Genomic DNA, 20,396 nt, shown 5'->3' with positions numbered 1-20,396 from the left:
ATGAAATTCATAACTTTTCAAAAACCGGATGGATCTATAAGAGCGGGCTGGCTGAAGAATGAGGAGTATGCTGTTGATATGCATGAAGCGACCAATGGTGTTCTTCCAAAAACGATGCTGGCATTCCTTGAGAATCATGAGTTTTTTATGGAATACCTGTCTTCCAGCAAAAAACTGAAGAACACCGATAAAGGGGTATATCCTTTATCCGATGTGAACTTAATGGCTCCACTGCCAAATCCAAAAAGCTTTCGGGATTTCTATGCTTTTGAAGAACACGTAAAAACGGCAAGAGATAACCGCGGACTTGATATGATACCCGAATGGTATGAAATACCCGTCTTTTATTTTTCAAATCATCTGAGCATTAAGGGTCCAAATGAAGAAATTTCGCCTCCAAAGCATTGCGAATGGCTTGATTACGAGCTCGAAATTGCCTGTATTATCGGCAAAGAAGGAAAGGATATTAAAGCTGCCGAAGCGGATGATTATATATTTGGGTATTGCATCCTGAATGACTGGAGTGCAAGAGATATTCAGCGAAAAGAAATGAAGGTAGGTCTTGGCCCTGCCAAAGGGAAGGATTTTGCCACTTCTGTCGGGCCATATATCGTTACAAAGGATGAGCTTGAGAATTTCCGTGTTGAAAATGGCTATGATTTGCTGATGACAGCAAAAGTCAACGGCACTCTTCTTTCAGAAGGGAATATGCAGGATATCTACTATTCCTTTTACGAAATGCTTGAGCGGGCTTCAGATGGTGTAACCCTCTGTCCAGGTGAAATGATAGGCTCCGGGACTGTTGGCAGCGGCTGCATCCTTGAGCTGGGCACCGATGTGCACCGCTGGCTTATGCCTGGAGATGAGGTTGAGCTTGAGATTGGCAATCTAGGAATATTAAAAAATCGAATCGCAAATGAGTGAGGTGGAAATATGTTTTATCGCCAAATGGGGAAAATCCCGCACAAACGCCATACAACCTTCAAAAAATCGGATGGAACCTTATTCAGGGAACAGGTAATGGGGACAAAAGGTTTTTCCGGCACACAATCCATTCTTTATCATCACTATATGCCGACAGAAGTAGCAAAAACTGAACTGATCGGAAAATATGTTCCAGAGTATGAAGATCAGGAGAGCTTAAAGCATCGGCATTTGTTTACAGATCAAATTGAAAAGAAAGGGGATGCACTTTCAGCAAGGGAATATCTGCTCGGGAATGATGACCTTTTAATAGGCACCATAAATATTACTGAGCCGATGAAAAGCTTTTACCGGAATGGCGATGGAGATGAGATGCTCTACATTCACTATGGAACCGGAAAAGTTGAGACCATGTTCGGAACTTTATCCTATCGCCCGGGAGACTATGTCATTATTCCGATTGGCACTATTTACCGCGTGATTCCGGATAAAGAGCAGCTGACTAAAGTGCTCCTTGTTGAGTCTTTCAGCCAAATTACAACACCAAGAAGATACCGGAATGAGTATGGGCAGCTGCTCGAGCATAGTCCTTTTTGTGAACGGGATATTCGGGGACCGGAGACACTGGAAACATATGATCAAAAAGGAGAATATGAAGTTATCACGAAAACAAGGGGATACTTGCATTCTCATATTCTGAATCATCACCCGCTTGATGTGGCGGGCTGGGACGGCTATCTTTATCCGTGGGTCTTTAATATAGAAGATTTTGAACCGATTACCGGAAGGGTGCATCAGCCTCCGCCGGTACATCAGACATTTGAAGGACATAACTTTGTTGTGTGTTCCTTTGTTCCCAGATTATATGACTATCATCCAGAGGCCATCCCTGCCCCTTACTATCACAGCAATGTCAACAGTGATGAACTGCTGTACTATGTGGAAGGCAATTTCATGAGCAGGAAGGGGATTAGAGAAGGCTCCATAACCCTTCATCCAAGCGGGATTCCACATGGCCCTCATCCTGGAAAAACAGAAGCCAGCATAGGGAAAAAGGAAACACTTGAGCTTGCTGTTATGATTGATACATTCAAGCCGTTAAAGCTGGTGAAAAACGCTAAGCTAATTGAAGATGAAAATTACATGTTTACTTGGGTTGAATAGAAGAAAAGCACTTTCCTTTTGGAGAGTGCTTTTTTAACTTTCGTTCTGCCAAATAATAGCCAGTGTTCCCTCACCGGCATGGGCAGCGATCGTTGAACTAATATCACCAATGAAAATATCGAGGCGAGGAAAATGAGATTGTATTTCCTCGGCCAGTTCCTCCGCTTTGGCAGGTACATTCCCATGCATGATTTGAACCTGGGGAATTGTATGGGTTTCATATGAATTCCCAAGCAATTCTATCATTCTTTTAATTGCTTTTTTTTCTGAACGGACTTTATCAAACAGTTCAAACTCCCCGTCCCGGTTAATGCGGATAATTGGCTTTATTTTTAATATGCTTCCCAGCAGGTATTGTGTGCCTGACATTCTGCCGCCTTTATAAAATTGCTCAAGGCTTCCAAGCAATATATAATTCTCGGATTTATCTGTCTCACTTTGCAGGATAGCAGCAATTTTATGCACCGGCATATCATTTTCAGCAAGCTTTAATCCTTTATTTATCAATGATGTAATGGCATAAGACATGCATTTAGAATCAACTGAAAAAATTGGGAACTCTGCCAGCTCTGCTCCGGCTTTACAGCTATTTAACGTGCCGCTTAGCTTGCTCGATACATGAACAGCAACTGCAGCATCATATTCCGGCTTCAATGATTCAAATAGTTCGGCAAATTTTCCGGCAGAGGGCTGTGAAGTTTTAGGAACTTCTTTTTCATTGCGAATCCGGCTATACAGCTGATCTGTATTTAAATCAATACCATCTTCATAAGATTCCTCACCGAATGTAATGGTTAGAGGCACCACATAAACGTCAGGGTGTTCCAGCAGCTCCTTAGTAACATAGGCTGTGCTGTCTGTAATCCAGGCAATTTTCTTTTTTATCATGAATGTTTTAAGTCCTTTGTCAATTATTTTGGTATAAATTGAACCGCTTCCATTACTGAAAACTCCCCTCATTATACACGAACTGACCATTACCTGTATTGATTTTTATTGATCCATTTAAAGGAAATATCCTGAGTATGTCAGTTAGAATGTTTATATGGAGCAGTTGAAGGTAAATAAGAATCTTTTGTGAACAATGTATAGAAATGATAAAAAAGGATTGTAAAATGAAAAAATCCCCTGCGTGGCAGGGGAGTCCTTAATCTTTATTAAAAAACTTTCGTAGTCCAATCCTCACAATTCCAAATATCGGTCGCAATTTCACGATAAAAGTCTGGTTCGTGGGATACCATCAAAATACTTCCGCGATATGCCTTTAAAGCACGTTTTAATTCTTCTTTTGCATCCACATCCAAGTGATTGGTAGGTTCATCCAGAATTAATAAATTCGTTTCTGTGTTTAATATTTTACATAATCGAACTTTGGCTTTTTCGCCACCAGAAAGGACTTCAATTTTACTTTCAATATGTTTCGTCGTTAACCCGCATTTTGCAAGAGCAGCACGAACTTCAGCCTGATTCATACTTGGGAACTCGCTCCAGATCTCTTCAATACAAGTGTTATAGTTGGACTGTTTAACTTCCTGCTCGAAGTAACCGATGTGTTGATACTCACCGCGTTCCACTTTACCCGAAATTGGATTAATCAAGCCAAGAATACTTTTTAACAGAGTAGACTTACCAATACCGTTAGCACCCACGAATGCAATTTTTTGTCCGCGTTCCATTTTCAAATTGAGAGGGCGGGAAAGTGGTTCATTGTAGCCAATAACAAGATCTTCAGTCGTGAAAATCCAGCGGCTGGCTGCACGAGCTTCTTTGAAAATAAACTCTGGTTTCGGCTTCTCTCTCCCCAATTCAATAATTTCCATTTTGTCGAGCTTCTTTTGACGGGACATCGCCATATTACGAGTCGCAACACTTGCCTTGTTGCGGGCAACGAAATCCTTTAAATCGGCAATTTCTTGTTGTTGCCGCTTGTATGCAGACTCCAGCTGCTGCTTTTTCATTTCATATACTTTTAAGAAGTTATCATAGTCACCAACATAGCGATTCAGCTCTTGGTTTTCCATGTGATAGATCAAGTTAACAACACTGTTCAGGAATGGAATATCATGTGAAATCAGAATAAATGCATTCTCATATTCCTGTAAATAGCGCTTCAGCCATTCGATATGCTGTTCATCCAAATAGTTTGTAGGCTCGTCCAGTAATAGGATTTCGGGCTTTTCCAGCAATAGCTTAGCCAGCAAAACTTTCGTACGCTGCCCTCCGCTAAGATCATCTATATCTCTATCAAGTCCAACTTCGTCTAATCCCAGGCCACGGGCAACTTCCTCAACTTTTGAATTAATTTGATAGAAATCATTACTATCTAAAGTTTCTTGCAGCTCTCCAACTTCTGCAAGTAATGCATCGATATCAGCACCTTCATCACCCATTTTTGCATAAAGTTCATTGATCTCTGTTTCAGCATCAAAAAGATATTGAAAAGCAGTACTCAAAGCCTCACGCATCGTAGTGCCTTTTTTTAATACAGCATGCTGATCTAAGTAACCAACACGAACTTTTCTAGACCACTCAACTTTCCCTTCGTCGGGCTGCAACTTTCCAGTTACAATATTCATGAAAGTAGACTTACCCTCACCATTTGCCCCAACTAGCCCAACATGTTCACCTTTTAAAAGCCGAAAAGACACATCATTAAAAATCGCACGATCACCGAAACCGTGACTTAAGTTTTGTACGTTTAATACGCTCATTTTTTTACCCCTTCTCTAATATTCCATGTGGATATCTTACTAGATTTAGACGGTTTTTTCTATCTAAAGTTATTTCCTGTGAAAAATGCAATTCGATTATTGGAATAAATTGAAATCTGCCCTTTCTTAATTATAGGCTCTACTAAAGCTGGATGTTGATTTTATTGCATTGAAAAATAGGAGGAAAGGGTCCTGCTAAATCAGGGAGTCCAAATAACTCCTTGCGAATAAACGGATTTTTCCAATTCCCAGATAACCTAAAGACCATTTCTAAAGAGAGGCCACTAGTGCTGCTCTCTCGATTTTAATATCATCAGGATGGTCTTGGATTTCGCCCATTTTTTCAAGCAGCTCTTCATGCTCTATAGGGTAGCATCTGTCAATTTGGCTGTGGCTTCATTTTGTTCGTCCTCTTCCTTGAAAAGTGGAAGGAGAACAACCTTAAGAACATCCCGCATGGTTTTGCAGGGTGTAGGATTCTGCTGAGGAGGATAATAACTAAGTTTAGGAAATCTATTAGAATAGGTATCTTTATGAAGAAAACTCATTATAAAAATAGGCTTTTGAATTTAGCAAGTCCTCCTTCATTTCATAAGATGTAGTAGAGAGGTGGTGAATTTAAATTGAATAATTGGAATAACGAAGCCATACCGGCGTGTCCAAGATGCCATAAGGACTTAGATTGCTGCAAATGTCCGAGCCCGCGTCCTCCTCATCCACATTATCCCAAAAATGACTGTCACTGCAATCCCCCTTGTAAAGGACCTTGTAAACAGATTCAGAAACAGAAATTTGGGGACCAGACGCAGGGGCAAAGTCAAGGGGATCAAAAGCAGCAGCAAGGACAGCTGCAGGATCAGGAACTTCAGCAGGGACAGCTTCAAGACCAGGATCTTCAGCAAGTAGGCGGGGATCAGACACAGGGCCAGTCACAGGATCAGGATCCGGTTCAGATTCAAGATGGACAAGAATCAAATCAGTCCCAAAATCAAGAACTTCAACAAGGACAGAGTACAGGTGATCAAACTTCTACCCAGGGTCAGGATCAAGACTTGCAGCAAGGCCAAAGCACCGGGGACCAGACACCAATTCAGGGACAAGTTCATACGCAAGATGTTGATCAAGGCCAAGGAACCGGTGACACAGCAACAAGTCAAGGGCAGACGCATAACCAGGACATCGATCAAGGTCAAGGAACTGGAGACACAGCAACAAGTCAGGGACAAACGCATAACCAGGACATTGATCAAGGTCAAGGAACCGGTGACACAGCAACAAGTCAGGGACAGACACATAACCAGGACATTGATCAAGGTCAAGGAACTGGAGACACAGCAACGAGTCAGGGACAAACGCATAACCAGGACATTGATCAAGGTCAAGGAACCGGTGACACAGCAACAAGTCAAGGGCAGACGCATAACCAGGACATCGATCAAGGTCAAGGAACTGGAGACACAGCAACGAGTCAGGGACAAACGCATAACCAGGACATTGATCAAGGTCAAGGAACCGGTGACACAGCAACAAGTCAAGGTCAAACGCATAACCAGGATGTGGGCCAGGGCCAAAGTACTGGTGACCAAAACACGACACAAGGCCAAAGCCAAGGACAGAATCCTATACAAACCCTGGAAGGACAAGACAATTTTCAATCCCAGGATGGCCATGAAGCAAACCAATACCAGGAAGGTCTTACCGCGAATCAGGGGCAGGGAGGCCAGGAGGCTTCTTTAGATGGCCATGAAGCAAACCTTGCACAAGGAAGACAAAGAATTAATCAGGATGGACATGACGCTGAAGTAATGATGGGGCCTCAGGAAATCGGTGGTCATACTAATACGTCTCCCTTAGTAAACAGCCAATCAATATCAACACCTGTGGATGTAAGTGGAGTAAATATTAGTGTAAAGTGTGGTGATTGTAAACCGATGCCTTTTCCGTTTCCTTTCCCGTTTCCTTTTCAAAAATGCAGCTGCTGCCCGGACTCTCCTTATTGCAGAAAGTTTTTTGATTGCAAAAATGAAAAAGATAAATCTGATGATTGCAATTGCTGTACGAAAGCACTTTCTGAATTTTTGTGTTTTGTAAGAGACTCTCAAAGCAGCATAGAGGACCCTGAAAATCAAGGTGTAGACATTTACCTGGCAAGCAATACGTCACTGGGCAACCCAATCTCTGAACAAGTTATAACTGATGTAGAAGATTGCTGCCTTGTTCGATTTCGATTAGCTGCCAGATTGTTTAGCTGTAGTTTTTTTTGGTTTTTTCTGTATTGTTTCAGTTCTTCTTTTTGCTGTTTTAGTTCTGCCCTCAGCTTTTCCTTAAATTCCTTAAGAGTCTCTTCATCCATTTGTTTTACTGAAGAAGCCGCTCCTTTTTGAACAATGATATCAGCACTCCCAGATTCTGTCTGCTCTTGTTTGTTTTCGCCCTGATCGTTTGCGGAGTTAAAAAATATTTGAGGTCGTTTTATATTCATAGAATCACCTCCATTGGATAAGCTATATTACACCTCAAAATAATATATGCAACCAAGCCCTATAGTTCTATGAATATGTAAGAAAAGGGGCCATCTCATTATGGATTTAATAGTGGATTATAACGAAAAAAAGGTACCAATTAGGTTATTGGCACCTTTTGCTATTTCTAATGGTTCACTTAACTCCCTGCGGCACTGCCAGGCCAAGACCTTTAGCAATACGAGTACCGTAATCAGGATCCGCTTTAAAGAAATGCTGAATCTGGCGAAGCTTAATTTCTTCTTTTTCTACAGGCTTCATGGCAGCAACGATGTTTGCCACAAGACGGGAGCGTTCATCTTCGCTCATTAAGCGGTATAGATCACCGGCTTGTGTGTAGTGGTCATTATGATCATACGCAACGCTTTCGGCTAAACCGGAAACGGGGTATGCAGCCTGCTTGTGCTCCGGTACTTCAGTTGGTCCTCCAAAGCTGTTCGGCTCGTAATAAACAGACCCTCCGCCATTGTTATCAAAGCGCATCTGGCCGTCACGCTGATAGTTTTGCACTTCGTTTTTAGGGCGGTTGATCGGCAGCATCTGATGGTTTGCACCTACACGGTAACGGTGTGCATCATGGTAGGCAAACAGGCGGCCCTGAAGCATTTTATCAGGTGACACATCAATACCAGGTACTAGAGTTCCAGGAGAAAAGGTAGCCTGCTCAACTTCAGCAAAGTAGTTTTCCGGGTTTCTATTGAGAACCATACGTCCTACTTCGATTAATGGGTAGTCTTTTTGTGACCACACCTTCGTGACATCGAATGGATCGAAACGATAAGTATTTGCATCCTCAAGCGGCATGATTTGCACGCAAAGCTTCCAGGAAGGATAGTCTCCATTCTCAATTGCATTGAATAAGTCCTCTGTATGGTAATCCGGATTTTCGCCCGCCATTTTAGCTGCAGCATCTACACTGAGGTTTTTAACGCCTTGCTCTGTTTTAAAGTGATATTTCACCCAGACGCCTTCGCCTTTATCATTAACCCACTTAAATGTATGACTTCCAAATCCATGCATATGTCTTAGTGTTGCCGGAATTCCCCGGTCAGACATTAAGATGGTTACCTGGTGCAGCGACTCAGGGGATAAGGACCAGAAGTCCCAGACGGCAGTCGGATTTTTCAAATGAGTCTTAGGATCACGCTTCTGTGTATGAATAAAGTCAGGGAACTTGATGGCATCCCGGATAAAGAATACAGGCGTGTTGTTTCCTACAAGATCGTAATTTCCTTCTTCTGTATAGAACTTAACAGCAAAGCCGCGCGGATCGCGTACAGTATCTGCAGAACCAAGTTCGCCGGCTACAGTTGAGAAGCGGATGAATAAAGGCGTTCTTTTGCCTACTTCAGACAGAAATGCGGCTTTTGTATATTTAGTGAGGTCATTTGTAACTTCAAAATAGCCATGTGCACCGGCACCTTTTGCATGAACAACACGCTCAGGCACACGTTCTCTATTAAAATGGGCGAGCTTTTCCAGCAAGTGTACATCCTGGATCAGTGTTGGCCCTCTTGAGCCGGCAGACATTGAATTTTGGTTGTCGCCAACTGGGGCTCCCCAGCTTGTAGTGAGATTATTCTTTTTTGTCATTCTATAATCACCTCATAAAAGTTTAATAACTGCTTATATTTGTAATGATAACACTTCTCAAAGTAAAATCAATACTTTTTTATAATTATTATAAATAAATACAGATTATTAAGAGGGACATCTTATAAAAAGAGCAGGCAAATGCTTGTTTGAAAAGGGCATTAGTATATTTATATTTTCGTTTTTTCTTAAAAGAACTTGTTTTTTAGAAGGAGGGAAGGAGAAAGAGGGGGCTGTGAAAAAAATAGTATTCATAAAAAAATCAGGCGGTTCCGGAACCGCCCGATTTATCAGCTAATATTTTCCCTTATGATCGGCATGCTCATGCATCTTGGGCCGCCCCGTCCTCTCGAAAGTTCCGAGCTGAGAATTTCAATAACTTCAACTCCATTTTGCCGGAGGATATCGTTTGAAACATAGTTTCTGTCGTAAGTGACAACTACACCGGGAGCGATGGCGAGTGTATTGGAGCCATCGTTCCATTGTTCGCGTGCTGATGCAATCGGGCAGCCGCCTCCGCAGGGGATTAACACTAATTCATTAAGATGAAGCACTTCTTTCAATGTTTCTTTGAGCGAGTTTTTCTCTGTAATCTTAAGAGTATCAGAATTATTCTCCTGTTCCAGTATGTAAATTTTCATACTGCCATCTCTATCTTCAATAGCAGGATGGTAGGTGAATTTATCATGATCAATCATGGTGAAAACGGTATCCAGGTGCATGAATGCGCGAATTTTAGGGATTTCAACTGCCACAACCTTTTTAATGGCATCCTGACGGGAGAATAACTCTCGTGCAAGTTTTTCAATTCCTTGTGCAGAGGTTCTTGCACTGACGCCAATAGCAACCACTTCATCACTTAAAATCAGTTCATCTCCGCCTTCAAGAGAGTAGAGATCATCACGCTTAAAGTAAGCAGGGATTTCATGTTTATTAAAACGCGGATGATGATTCATGATGCAGTCCATAAAAATGGATTCCCTTCTCCTTGCAGGCTCATGCATTCGATTAATCGTAATGCCTTCACCGATAACTGCAGCCGGATCCCGGGTAAAATAGAGGTTTGGCATAGGGTCGAGATAAAATGGATAATGATCCGGCATCATTTCATGAAGATGGATTTTCTTATCCTGATCAATATCCGATTTAACGACACCAGCCATCACTTTCTTAACCAGCTCATCGGGCGGAAGAGATAGAAGATACTCTTTCACTGTATCATAGGAACCATTGATGTTCGATTGGCTTTCCAATAAGACCTTTTCAATAAAAGCCAGTCTGGCCTTGTCCTGCTGTATGGCTTCTGTCATCAATTTATCCAGATATAAGACCTCGATTCCCCGGTTGCTTAAAATATTGGCGAAATAATCATGCTCTTTTTGAATGGCAGGCAAAAAGGGAATATCATCGAATAATAGTCTTTTTAAATATTGAGGTGTGAGATTTTCTATTTCCTTACCCGGCCTATGCAGAAGGACCGTCTTTAATTCTCCTATTTCCGAAGTTACATTTAGCGGATGTTTCATTATAATAATACCTCCAAAGGCTTAATGGCCTGACCTATTGTTCTATGTTTGATTGGTTCCCTGTGTAATCATAGAGTAAACAGATCAATTATGTGTATATTTATTCAATTGAGCTAAATATGCCGCTAAATTTTTTCGAGATAATAGGGAAAACTGATTATAAGTTAACTCAAAAATACTCTAATAGAAAATCTGTCCTTCATAAGTGTACAAAATGAAAAATTGTGTTAAAGTATAAAGTGAAAAAACCTTTACATAGCTAAGTTTGTTTAATGAAATAATGTCCGCTCTGAAAATACAGTTGTATATGAGTTGGCGACATTCAATAAAAAAGTACTGGGGGATACTGATATGACCAGCAAAATTTTAGATGCTTTTTTACAGGAAAACCTGGAGGATTTAAAGGATAGAGGACTTTACAACGTAATTGACCCACTTGAAAGCCCAAATGGTCCAATAATCAAAATCAACGGCAGAGAACTAATTAATCTTTCATCCAATAACTATTTAGGTTTGGCAACTGATGAAAGACTAAAAAAGTCCGCAATTGAAGCAATTGAAAAATATGGGGTTGGAGCAGGTGCTGTCCGCACGATAAATGGAACGCTTGAACTTCACACAAAACTTGAAGAAAAGCTGGCTGAGTTCAAACATACAGAAGCAGCCATCGCATACCAGTCCGGATTTAATTGTAATATGGCTGCTATTTCTGCTGTTATGGATAAAAATGATGCCATTTTATCTGATGAGCTGAACCATGCTTCCATCATTGATGGCTGCCGCTTATCAAAAGCCAAGATTATTCGCGTAAATCATTCTGATATGGAAGATTTAAGAGCTAAAGCGAAGGAAGCGAAAGAATCAGGACAGTACAACAAGATCATGGTTATTACTGACGGCGTCTTCTCGATGGATGGGGATATCGCCAAGCTTCCTGAGATCGTGGAAATCGCGGAAGAGTTCGATCTGATCACATATGTGGATGATGCACACGGTTCAGGTGTTCTTGGAAAGGGAGCAGGCACTGTTAAGCACTTCGGCCTTTCCGATAAAATCGATTTCCAGATCGGCACACTTTCAAAGGCGATTGGTGTTGTTGGGGGATATGTGGCCGGCAAAAAGGACTTGATTGATTGGCTGAAAGTACGCAGCAGACCATTCCTATTCTCTACATCTTTAACACCTGCAGATGTAGCAGCAAGTACGAAAGCTATTGAACTGCTCATGGAAAGCACAGAGCTGAATGAAAAGCTATGGGAAAATGCCAACTACCTTAAAGACGGGCTGCAAAAATTAGGCTTTGATATTGGCGACAGCGAAACACCGATAACTCCTTGTATTGTTGGAGATGAAGTAAAAACACAGGAATTCAGCAAAAAGCTCAATGAAGAAGGCGTATATGCAAAATCAATCGTCTTCCCGACTGTCCCTAGGGGAACGGGCCGTGTCAGAAACATGCCATCTGCAGCACATACCAAAGATATGCTGGATCAGGCAATTGCGATATATGAAAAAGTCGGCAAGGAAATGGGAATTATTTAAGTTCGACTATAAATGGCTTCAAAATTAAGGCAAAGAGGAAACGTTGGAGGAATAAGATGAAACGGATTATGATTACAGGAGCTTTAGGCCAAATCGGCTCTGAACTAACCTTGAAATTAAGAGAAATTTATGGAACGGACAATGTTATCGCAACAGACATCAGAAAAAATGACTCTGAGGCTGCTAATTCAGGGCCATTTGAAATGGTTGACGTTACCGATGCAAAATCAATGCTGGATACAGCTAAGAAATATAGTGTCGATACAGTCATTCATATGGCAGCTCTATTATCAGCTACAGCTGAGGCTAACCCTGTATTTGCTTGGAATTTAAATATGGGCGGGCTGATGAATGCACTTGAAACGGCAAGAGAATGCAATGCACAATTCTTTACGCCAAGCTCCATTGGCGCATTTGGGCCTTCTACACCTAAAGACAACACTCCACAGGATACTATTCACCGCCCAACTACAATGTATGGCGTGAATAAGGTTGCAGGCGAATTGCTGTCAGATTACTACTATTACAAGTTCGGTGTGGATACTCGAGGCTTGAGGTTCCCTGGTTTAATCTCCTATGTAACTCCTCCAGGGGGCGGAACGACGGATTACGCTGTTGAGATCTATTATGAAGCCATTAAAAATGGCCGCTATACATCCTACATCGACAAAGGGACATATATGGATATGATGTATATGCCGGATGCGCTGAATGCCATCGTTGATTTAATGGAAGCTAATGCAGATAAACTCATCCACCGCAACTCCTTTAATGTAACAGCAATGAGTTTTGAACCTGAACAGATTGCGGCTGAGATCAGAAAGCATATCCCTGGGTTTGAAATTTCCTATGAAGTGGATCCTGTGCGCCAGGGAATTGCAGACAGCTGGCCAAACTCGATTAATGCTTCTGCAGCAAAAGAAGAGTGGGGATTCAAAGCAGATTTTGATTTAGCAAGAATGACTGCTGATATGCTTGATAAATTAAGAACAAAATTATGATCAAATTAAAAGGGACGCCGCTGGGCTGTCCCTTTTACAATTTTATTTTGAATTGCCCGAGAAGAAATTCTCTTTTTTCCTCCTCGGTTAGTTCGAATTTATTTTTTCCGGATTCTTCAGATAAAGTGACAGTTAATCCTGAAAGTGTAATACGGCCATCCTTTGTAGCAATAGTGGCCAGGTCGCCATGTGTAAAATGGGATTCGGGTGAGGTCTGATTGAATAAACAGGCATCATGAAAGTCGCCCAGCTTAACCGGCCTATCAGAAAAACGGTATAGAATTATCCATTTGCCATCCTCAAGCCGCTGAAGATCAAACTTTCCTCCAGCTGTCGCTTTTATCCTGTATGTTCCGCTGACATCGGTTTTTTCCTCACCCGTTAGAGGCAGAGGCTGCCTGACGGAATCACCAAACCCTACATCAACCAAATAAGGAAGTTCGTGCAAGTAAACCAGTATGGCTGCATGAGAATCTTCTCTGACCCATCCATCAGGCTTTTTAACAGTGCAGGAAATGAGATGTGATTGAAATCCCAGTTCGGACAGGAGATGTTGAAACAGACCGTTTAATTCATAGCAAAAGCCTCCCCGGCCCCGTTCAAGTATTTTTTTAGAAAACGAATCTGTGTCCAGCTGAATTGGGATTTTTCGTGTCACATCCAAGTTTTCAAATGGAATATTGAGCATATGCCCGCTCTGCAGTTTTGCCAGATATTCAAGATCGAGGTTACGGTCACCCGATACCTTTATTCGCTGCAGGTATTTTTGTGCATCCATCAAATCACTCCATATATTTTCTGCTTTCTATTTAGAAGGAAAAACAAATCGATTTGCAGTAATAAAACAGTTATACTAGAATGTCATTATATTTACATTCTAACAAATTACACACGGAGGTTTAAATATGGCGTATGAAGTAAAAGTTGAATTTTGCATGATGTGAAACTATGCACCTAAAGCCGCGAGTTTCGCGGAAGAACTATTTACGCATTTTCGTTCTGAGATTTCTCAAATGGAACTGGTTCCAAGCAAAGGCGGAGCTTTTGAAGTAACAGTTAATGGAGAGAAGATTTATTCTAAGCTTGATACTGGCATTTTTCCTAAAACCAAAGAAATCATCGAAAAAATGATGAAATAAAAAGATAAAAACCTTCTCCGGGAGGAGGAGGTTTTTTGCTGATTTATGTAAACAAAGGGAAAAAAGGCAACCTCTATCTCAGTTTATCAATTGATGATTATCTCTCTATTGCATCCCGGCCCCGCTTCATTTTTATTTATAAAAATCTCTAATATCTCATTTGCAAAATCTGCACTAACCTTTTTATTTACAACTGAGAAAGGCAGTTTAACTTTTCGCATACATGGATGTCCGCGCCGAATTGCTTCTGTGTCATCTGTTTTAGCAGCTTTGATGATTACGGTGTCTTCTTTCAAGGAAACGGTTACATCTTTTGATGCACATCCCGTTAAAAGCGCCTCAACGATAATCTGGGCTTCCGTATCGTATAAGTCGATGCGGAATGTTATCTGATCCAAATAAGAAGAAAGCGGGTCCAGATAATAATCCTCCATCCATTTTTCCAATTCATCCAAATTAAACGGATGGAAATCTTCCTTTTTGTTCAAATTCAAAACCCCCTTGTTTCATTCTATAGTATTCATTTCATGCAAATTAGTGAAAAATGATATAATAACGGGGCAAATGCTGGAGGGATATTATGAAGAGTACAGTCAGAAATATTTTGCCGGTGCATGAACTGCAAAAAGACCGGCGTTTTACTAATTTAATGAAACAGTATGGACTTGACTTTATACATACAACCAACATGCTGAAAGAGGTAATCTCTGATATAAGGAATACTATTCTTGCCGGGAATTGGACCAGTGAGGAGCCGGGTACAGAAAAGTTTACGGACCTTATATTTCAAAAAGCGGAAGAGGTTATCACTGTTCGGTATGGATATACACTTAAAAGAGTTATTAATGCCACTGGCACTATTCTTCACACTAATCTTGGCCGGGCGCGGTTAAGCAAGTCTGCAGCGGATCATATGCTTGAAGTTGCCATGAACTATTCCAATTTGGAGTATAACCTGGGTGAAGGAGAAAGGGGATCCAGGCATAGTCACCTGGAAAATCTTGTCAAAGAACTGACGGGTGCAGAAGCAGCTATGGCAGTCAATAATAACGCTGCTGCAGTTTATATCATTTTAAGAGCTCTTGCGGAAGAAAAAGAAGTAATTGTTTCCCGCGGTCAGCTTGTTGAAATCGGGGGCTCCTTCAGGGTATCAAGCATAATGGAAGAGAGCGGGGCAAGACTTGTTGAAGTGGGAACAACTAATAAAACCCACCTGGAAGATTATAAAAAAGTGATAAATGAAGATACAGCCATGATTATGAAGGTGCACACGAGCAATTTTAAAATTATAGGTTTTACGAAAGAAGTCGGCACAGGGGAACTTGCCCGTCTATCAAAAGAAAAAAACCTCATATTTTATGAAGATCTGGGAAGCGGTGCACTATTTGATTTTAAAAGCAAAGGAATTGGAAATGAACCAGCAGTCAGCGATGTTTTAAAAATGGGGGCAGATATCATTTCTTTCAGCGGGGATAAGCTTTTGGGCGGTCCTCAGGCAGGAATTATTGCCGGAAGAAAGGATTTAATCGAAAAGCTGAAAAAACATCAGCTTGCCCGGGTTCTCCGGGTAGATAAAATGACAATTGCTGCTCTCGAAGGCACACTTATTGATTACTTAAAAGGTGAAGAGGGTCTGAAAAATATTCCGGTGGTCCATGATGTATTGATCACCAGTGATGAACTCAAAGTGAGAACAGCTCATTTTCTTAACAGATTACAAGCTGCCGGGAACGATTATGTATGCTCAATGAGAGAAAGTACAGGACAGGTTGGGGGAGGCACGATGCCTGAGGTAGAGCTTCCATCGTGGATTGCTGTTTTAAAACACCGGCAATATTCAGCAGATCATATCGGCCGCCAGTTAAGGATTAATTCTTCCATAATAGTCAGGATTCAAAAGGAAGAAATTCTGATTGATCTGCGGACAGTAACTGCCAATGAAGAGGACACCATTATAAATGCTTTAATTGCTATTTAAAGAAGAAGCAGCTGCCTGATGATGTGGCAGCTGCTTCTTTGAATTCACATGTCATGGTGTGAATTATGTTTTTGTCTGGTGTGGTTACGGTTTTTTACTTTCTTAGAGCCGCTTAATGGTTCAGGCTGTCCATCATTATTATGTCCTTTAGGTGCATTTTTGCGCATGTCTTTGCCATTGTTTTTGTTCAATTAAGGTCCTCCTCGGATAATAGGATATTTCTTCCGCTCCAGGCAGCTGATATGCCGGCTGCCGTCTTAATGGCTGACGGGTTAAAAAGATACAAGGTGTAATATACCTTCATCTTTTGTGTTAGTTTGTCTCTTTTCCATTGAAAAATTGCCTTGCAAAATGTGGCTGAATGTCAAGATTTCCTCCTGAGTGATTTCGCGGAATATTTTATGATGCTATTGCGCAATTTAATGGTACAAATTTTTTTAGGAGTGAAATAAAAATGCCATATCATAAAGACAAACAGCAGGCATTTCAGGCTGCACAGCAGGGAATGGAAGATGCGCAGGAGCTTTATGCTGAAATTGTACGAGATTCCGCCAGTTATGGCCATCAGCTAAAACATCTAAAGCAGGAAGTAAATGAAGCATACGCTCAAATTGAAAATGCAATGGAGGTTGCATCTGACCATCAGCGTGCACAGCTGGAGAGATTCCAGCAGGATTTAAGATCCATGGTTGAGGATGTAAACCAATACTAGAAATTTACCCGGCTGCAGTTCAGCCGGGTATTATTATTTATCGCAGTCTAACGGGCAGTAAGACTCCCACTTCAAGACTCAAAGGAATTAAAGGAGGATAAGTGGGGGGCAAACTGCCCAATCTAGCTGCGGCTCCTAGGGGCTCGCTTGTCACCCCTGGGCAAGTCGCCTCGCTTTATAATGTAAAGGCCCGAAAGAAGGACAAAGACTAAGAACGCCACGTCCTCCCAAAAGCTGCCGCTTTCGGTCGTGCGATGCTCATGATGACGAAGCCTTCCTTGTCCTGTGGGCCTCAACTAACAGTCAGCGGGAAGAAAAGCACTCCCCACTGATTGAAGTTTCACTTTATTGATTCTTCTTGCGCTTTTTATTATTTTGCCTTTGCGCTTCTGTTAATGGTTCATTGGCATATTCCTCATTATACCCGGCGCCCATGCCCTGGCTTTTTGCTGCATTCATACCCTCAATAATATGATTAGACTTTCTATTAGCTATAGTCAATCACCTCCCTGGTACTATTTTTCCATGGATAATGTCAATTTATGTTGTTTTTTGGACCGGTAAATTACCTTTTTCGTTTTTGCAGAATAATAACCAAGCAATAAAGGGTATTTTTGTCTAATTGAAAAACAGTATCAATTACGGCATTTAAAAGGCTTAAAGAAGTAATTGAGAAATTATGATAAGAAAAACTTATCAAAAACAATAACTTTCTTGTTATTTACTTATATAGCAGGTTGTATTAATATAGGAATTGTGAGAAAAGTAAGGATGGATGAAAATTCAAACTTTTCGACAATTACCTAACACTTGGTATATGATGTTTATTGAAAGAGGGGGTAATACATTTGGCAAAGAACGATGTGTTCAATTCCCGCAAATCCTTTGATCTGGACGGGAAGCGCTATCATTACTATCATTTAGGAGCTCTGGAAGAAGCTGGAGTAGGTAATGTTTCCAAATTGCCTTATTCAATTAAGGTATTATTGGAATCAGTACTTCGTCAATATGACGGCCGTGTAATTACAAAAGAGCATGTTGAAAACCTGGCAAAATGGGGAACTTCTGAAGTAAAAGAAGTAGACGTTCCTTTCAAACCATCACGTGTAATTCTGCAGGACTTCACAGGAGTTCCGGCAGTAGTTGACCTTGCTTCATTGCGTAAAGCAATGGCTGACATGGGTGGGGATCCTGACAAAATTAATCCTGAGAAGCCTGTTGATCTGGTTATTGACCACTCTGTACAGGTAGATAAGTACGGAACACCTGATTCACTTGAAGCCAACATGGAGCTTGAATTTGAGCGAAATGCAGAGCGTTACCAGTTCTTGAGCTGGGCTCAGAAAGCATTTGACAATTATCGTGCAGTTCCTCCTGCAACAGGTATTGTTCACCAGGTAAACCTTGAGTTCCTTGCGAATGTTGTTCATGCGCTTGAAACAACGGAAGGCGATTACGAAACTTTCCCTGATACTCTTGTAGGTACTGACTCCCATACAACCATGATCAACGGTATCGGTGTTCTTGGTTGGGGTGTAGGAGGTATTGAAGCTGAAGCAGGTATGCTGGGCCAGCCTTCATATTTCCCTGTGCCTGAGGTTGTAGGGGTTAAGCTTACTGGCGAGCTTCCTAACGGAACAACTGCTACTGACCTTGCATTAAAGGTAACTCAAGTACTGCGCAGCCAGGGAGTGGTTGGCAAGTTTGTAGAATTCTTCGGCCCTGGTGTCACACAGCTTCCATTGGCTGACCGCGCTACAATTGCTAACATGGCTCCGGAATACGGTGCAACATGCGGTTTCTTCCCTGTTGATGCAGAAGCCCTTGATTACATGCGCCTGACAGGACGTCCTGAAGAGCAAATCAAGATTGTTGAAAAATACTGCAAAGAAAATGGAATGTTCTTTGATCCATCTTTAGAGCCGGTATACACAAATGTAGTTGAAATCAATCTTTCCGAAATTGAAGCCAACCTTTCAGGTCCTAAGCGCCCACAGGATTTAATTCCGCTTTCTGCTATGAAAAAGGAATTCAATGAGGCAATCACTGCTCCTCAAGGGAACCAGGGCTTCGGCTTAGGCAAGAAAGAAATCGACAAAGAAATCACAATTGATTTTGCAAACGGTGACTCTACAAAGATGAAGACTGGTGCTGTTGCCATTGCGGCGATTACTAGCTGTACAAACACTTCTAACCCTTACGTTTTAGTTGGGGCAGGATTGGTTGCGAAAAAGGCAGTTGAACTTGGAATGGAAGTTCCTAAGTTCGTAAAAACTTCTTTGGCTCCGGGATCTAAGGTTGTTACCGGATACCTGCGTGATTCTGGACTTCTTCCATACATGGAACAGCTTGGATTCAACCTTGTTGGTTATGGCTGTACAACATGTATCGGTAACTCCGGTCCATTAAGAGAAGAAATCGAAAAGGCTGTAGCTGAAAGCGATCTTCTTGTAACATCTGTTCTTTCAGGTAACCGTAACTTTGAAGGACGTATCCATCCGCTTGTTAAAGCTAACTACCTGGCTTCACCGCCATTAGTAGTCGCTTATGCACTAGCTGGTACTGTTGATATTGATCTTCAAAACGAGCCAATCGGGAAAGACAAGGATGGCAATGATGTCTTCTTCAATGATATCTGGCCATCAACTGCTGAAGTTAATGAAGTGGTTAAACAGACTGTTACACCTGAATTGTTCCGTAAAGAATATGAGCATGTATTTGACGACAATGCTCGCTGGAATCAAATTCAGACTAGCAATGAGCCTTTATATTCATTTGATGATAATTCAACATATATCCAGAATCCTCCATTCTTCGAAGGCTTAACTCCAAATGCTGATGAAGTTAAACCTTTATCAGGATTGCGTGTTGTCGGCAAGTTCGGTGATTCTGTAACAACTGACCATATTTCTCCGGCAGGTGCGATCGGCAAAGATACGCCAGCAGGAAAATATCTTCGTGAAAACGGTGTTGAACCACGTGACTTTAACTCTTATGGATCCCGCCGCGGTAACCATGAGGTAATGATGCGCGGTACATTTGCAAACATCCGTATCCGCAATCAAATAGCGCCAGGAACAGAAGGCGGATTCACAACTTACTGGCCAACTGGTGAAGTTACATCTATCTATGATGCTTGCATGAAGTATAAAGAAGATGGAACTGGCCTTGTGGTTCTTGCCGGCAAAGACTATGGAATGGGATCTTCCCGTGACTGGGCTGCAAAAGGTACGAACCTGCTTGGAATTAAAACAGTTATTGCTGAAAGCTATGAGCGTATTCACCGCTCTAACCTAGTTCTAATGGGAGTTCTTCCACTTCAGTTCAAGGAAGGCGAAAGTGCAGAAACTCTTGGCTTATCAGGGAAAGAAACGATCGATGTTCAAATCGACGAAAATGTTAGACCACGTGACTTTGTTAAGGTTACAGCTACAGATGAAAACGGCAGCCAGACTACATTCGAAGTTCTTGTCCGTTTCGACTCTGAGGTTGAAATCGATTACTACCGTCATGGCGGAATCCTGCAAATGGTTCTTCGTGATAAATTGGCTAACTAATTTTTACCCGCCGCTATGTGGTATACT

Annotated in this window: 17 protein-coding genes; 9 read left to right on the top strand and 8 right to left on the bottom strand. The window is 41.6% G+C overall.

Annotated features, from left to right (window positions below; all coding sequences use genetic code 11):
- Positions 1 to 924 (top strand): fumarylacetoacetate hydrolase family protein, encoded by a 924-nt coding sequence (locus NYE23_RS10105; protein ID WP_341077554.1) that lies wholly within the window; start codon positions 1 to 3, stop codon positions 922 to 924.
- Positions 925 to 933: 9 nt separating this feature from the next.
- Complete coding sequence (locus NYE23_RS10100) at positions 934 to 2,088, top strand: homogentisate 1,2-dioxygenase (protein WP_341077552.1); 1,155 nt, start codon at positions 934 to 936, stop codon at positions 2,086 to 2,088.
- A gap of 33 nt (positions 2,089 to 2,121) precedes the next feature.
- Here the strand turns inward: NYE23_RS10100 and NYE23_RS10095 are convergent, their stop codons facing one another.
- The gene (locus tag NYE23_RS10095) at positions 2,122 to 2,976 is read right to left on the bottom strand and encodes a DegV family protein (RefSeq protein ID WP_341077551.1); all 855 of its coding nucleotides are present in this window, start codon (positions 2,974 to 2,976) and stop codon (positions 2,122 to 2,124) included.
- A 269-nt stretch (positions 2,977 to 3,245) separates the two neighbouring features.
- Positions 3,246 to 4,799, bottom strand: a complete 1,554-nt coding sequence (locus NYE23_RS10090; protein ID WP_341077549.1) for an ABC-F family ATP-binding cassette domain-containing protein — start codon at positions 4,797 to 4,799, stop codon at positions 3,246 to 3,248.
- A 623-nt stretch (positions 4,800 to 5,422) separates the two neighbouring features.
- Between NYE23_RS10090 and NYE23_RS10085 the strand changes: the two genes are divergently transcribed.
- Positions 5,423 to 7,183, top strand: coding sequence for a hypothetical protein (locus NYE23_RS10085; protein WP_341077548.1), 1,761 nt, complete (start codon positions 5,423 to 5,425; stop codon positions 7,181 to 7,183).
- Positions 7,184 to 7,456: 273 nt separating this feature from the next.
- On the opposite strand, the gene katA is transcribed toward NYE23_RS10085, so the two are convergent.
- Both katA and arcA read right to left on the bottom strand, forming a co-directional pair.
- A complete protein-coding gene (katA, locus tag NYE23_RS10080; RefSeq protein ID WP_341077547.1) occupies positions 7,457 to 8,914 on the bottom strand; it encodes a catalase KatA in 1,458 nt (485 codons plus the stop codon).
- Positions 8,915 to 9,204: 290 nt separating this feature from the next.
- On the bottom strand, positions 9,205 to 10,440 hold the full coding sequence (gene arcA / locus NYE23_RS10075; protein WP_341077545.1) for an arginine deiminase: 1,236 nt from the start codon (positions 10,438 to 10,440) through the stop codon (positions 9,205 to 9,207).
- A 351-nt stretch (positions 10,441 to 10,791) separates the two neighbouring features.
- Between arcA and NYE23_RS10070 the strand changes: the two genes are divergently transcribed.
- Both NYE23_RS10070 and NYE23_RS10065 read left to right on the top strand, forming a co-directional pair.
- Positions 10,792 to 11,982, top strand: coding sequence for a glycine C-acetyltransferase (locus NYE23_RS10070; protein ID WP_341077542.1), 1,191 nt, complete (start codon positions 10,792 to 10,794; stop codon positions 11,980 to 11,982).
- A gap of 56 nt (positions 11,983 to 12,038) precedes the next feature.
- The gene (locus tag NYE23_RS10065; RefSeq protein ID WP_341077539.1) at positions 12,039 to 12,983 is read left to right on the top strand and encodes an L-threonine 3-dehydrogenase; all 945 of its coding nucleotides are present in this window, start codon (positions 12,039 to 12,041) and stop codon (positions 12,981 to 12,983) included.
- A gap of 34 nt (positions 12,984 to 13,017) precedes the next feature.
- Here NYE23_RS10065 and NYE23_RS10060 read toward each other — a convergent pair whose 3' ends face one another.
- The gene (locus tag NYE23_RS10060) at positions 13,018 to 13,761 is read right to left on the bottom strand and encodes an arylamine N-acetyltransferase family protein (RefSeq protein WP_341077537.1); all 744 of its coding nucleotides are present in this window, start codon (positions 13,759 to 13,761) and stop codon (positions 13,018 to 13,020) included.
- Positions 13,762 to 13,888: 127 nt separating this feature from the next.
- Here NYE23_RS10060 and NYE23_RS10055 point away from each other — a divergent pair, with 127 nt between their 5' ends.
- The gene (locus NYE23_RS10055) at positions 13,889 to 14,122 is read left to right on the top strand and encodes an Rdx family protein (protein WP_341077534.1); all 234 of its coding nucleotides are present in this window, start codon (positions 13,889 to 13,891) and stop codon (positions 14,120 to 14,122) included.
- An 86-nt stretch (positions 14,123 to 14,208) separates the two neighbouring features.
- Here NYE23_RS10055 and NYE23_RS10050 read toward each other — a convergent pair whose 3' ends face one another.
- Positions 14,209 to 14,610, bottom strand: a complete 402-nt coding sequence (locus NYE23_RS10050; protein ID WP_341077532.1) for an Hsp20/alpha crystallin family protein — start codon at positions 14,608 to 14,610, stop codon at positions 14,209 to 14,211.
- A gap of 92 nt (positions 14,611 to 14,702) precedes the next feature.
- Here NYE23_RS10050 and selA point away from each other — a divergent pair, with 92 nt between their 5' ends.
- Entirely contained in the window at positions 14,703 to 16,100 is a 1,398-nt protein-coding gene (gene selA / locus NYE23_RS10045; RefSeq protein ID WP_341077530.1) for an L-seryl-tRNA(Sec) selenium transferase, read from the top strand.
- 44 nt (positions 16,101 to 16,144) lie between these two features.
- Here selA and NYE23_RS10040 read toward each other — a convergent pair whose 3' ends face one another.
- A complete protein-coding gene (locus NYE23_RS10040) occupies positions 16,145 to 16,291 on the bottom strand; it encodes a small acid-soluble spore protein P (protein WP_009334725.1) in 147 nt (48 codons plus the stop codon).
- Between the two features lie 263 nt (positions 16,292 to 16,554).
- On the opposite strand from NYE23_RS10040, the gene NYE23_RS10035 reads away from it, so the two are divergent.
- Positions 16,555 to 16,812 (top strand): hypothetical protein, encoded by a 258-nt coding sequence (locus NYE23_RS10035; RefSeq protein WP_341077528.1) that lies wholly within the window; start codon positions 16,555 to 16,557, stop codon positions 16,810 to 16,812.
- 345 nt (positions 16,813 to 17,157) lie between these two features.
- On the opposite strand, the gene sspO is transcribed toward NYE23_RS10035, so the two are convergent.
- Complete coding sequence (sspO, locus tag NYE23_RS10030) at positions 17,158 to 17,307, bottom strand: small acid-soluble spore protein O (RefSeq protein ID WP_341080683.1); 150 nt, start codon at positions 17,305 to 17,307, stop codon at positions 17,158 to 17,160.
- Between the two features lie 353 nt (positions 17,308 to 17,660).
- Here sspO and acnA point away from each other — a divergent pair, with 353 nt between their 5' ends.
- Positions 17,661 to 20,369: an aconitate hydratase AcnA gene (gene acnA / locus NYE23_RS10025; RefSeq protein ID WP_341077526.1), complete on the top strand. Its 2,709-nt coding sequence runs from the start codon at positions 17,661 to 17,663 to the stop codon at positions 20,367 to 20,369.
- Positions 20,370 to 20,396 lie beyond the last annotated feature (27 nt).

Origin of the sequence: Cytobacillus sp. FSL H8-0458, assembly GCF_038002165.1 — a bacterium.
Lineage (GTDB): Bacteria > Bacillota > Bacilli > Bacillales > Cytobacillaceae > Cytobacillus.
Note: the sequence above shows the minus strand (reverse complement) of the source record. Positions and strands in the feature narration are given on the sequence as shown.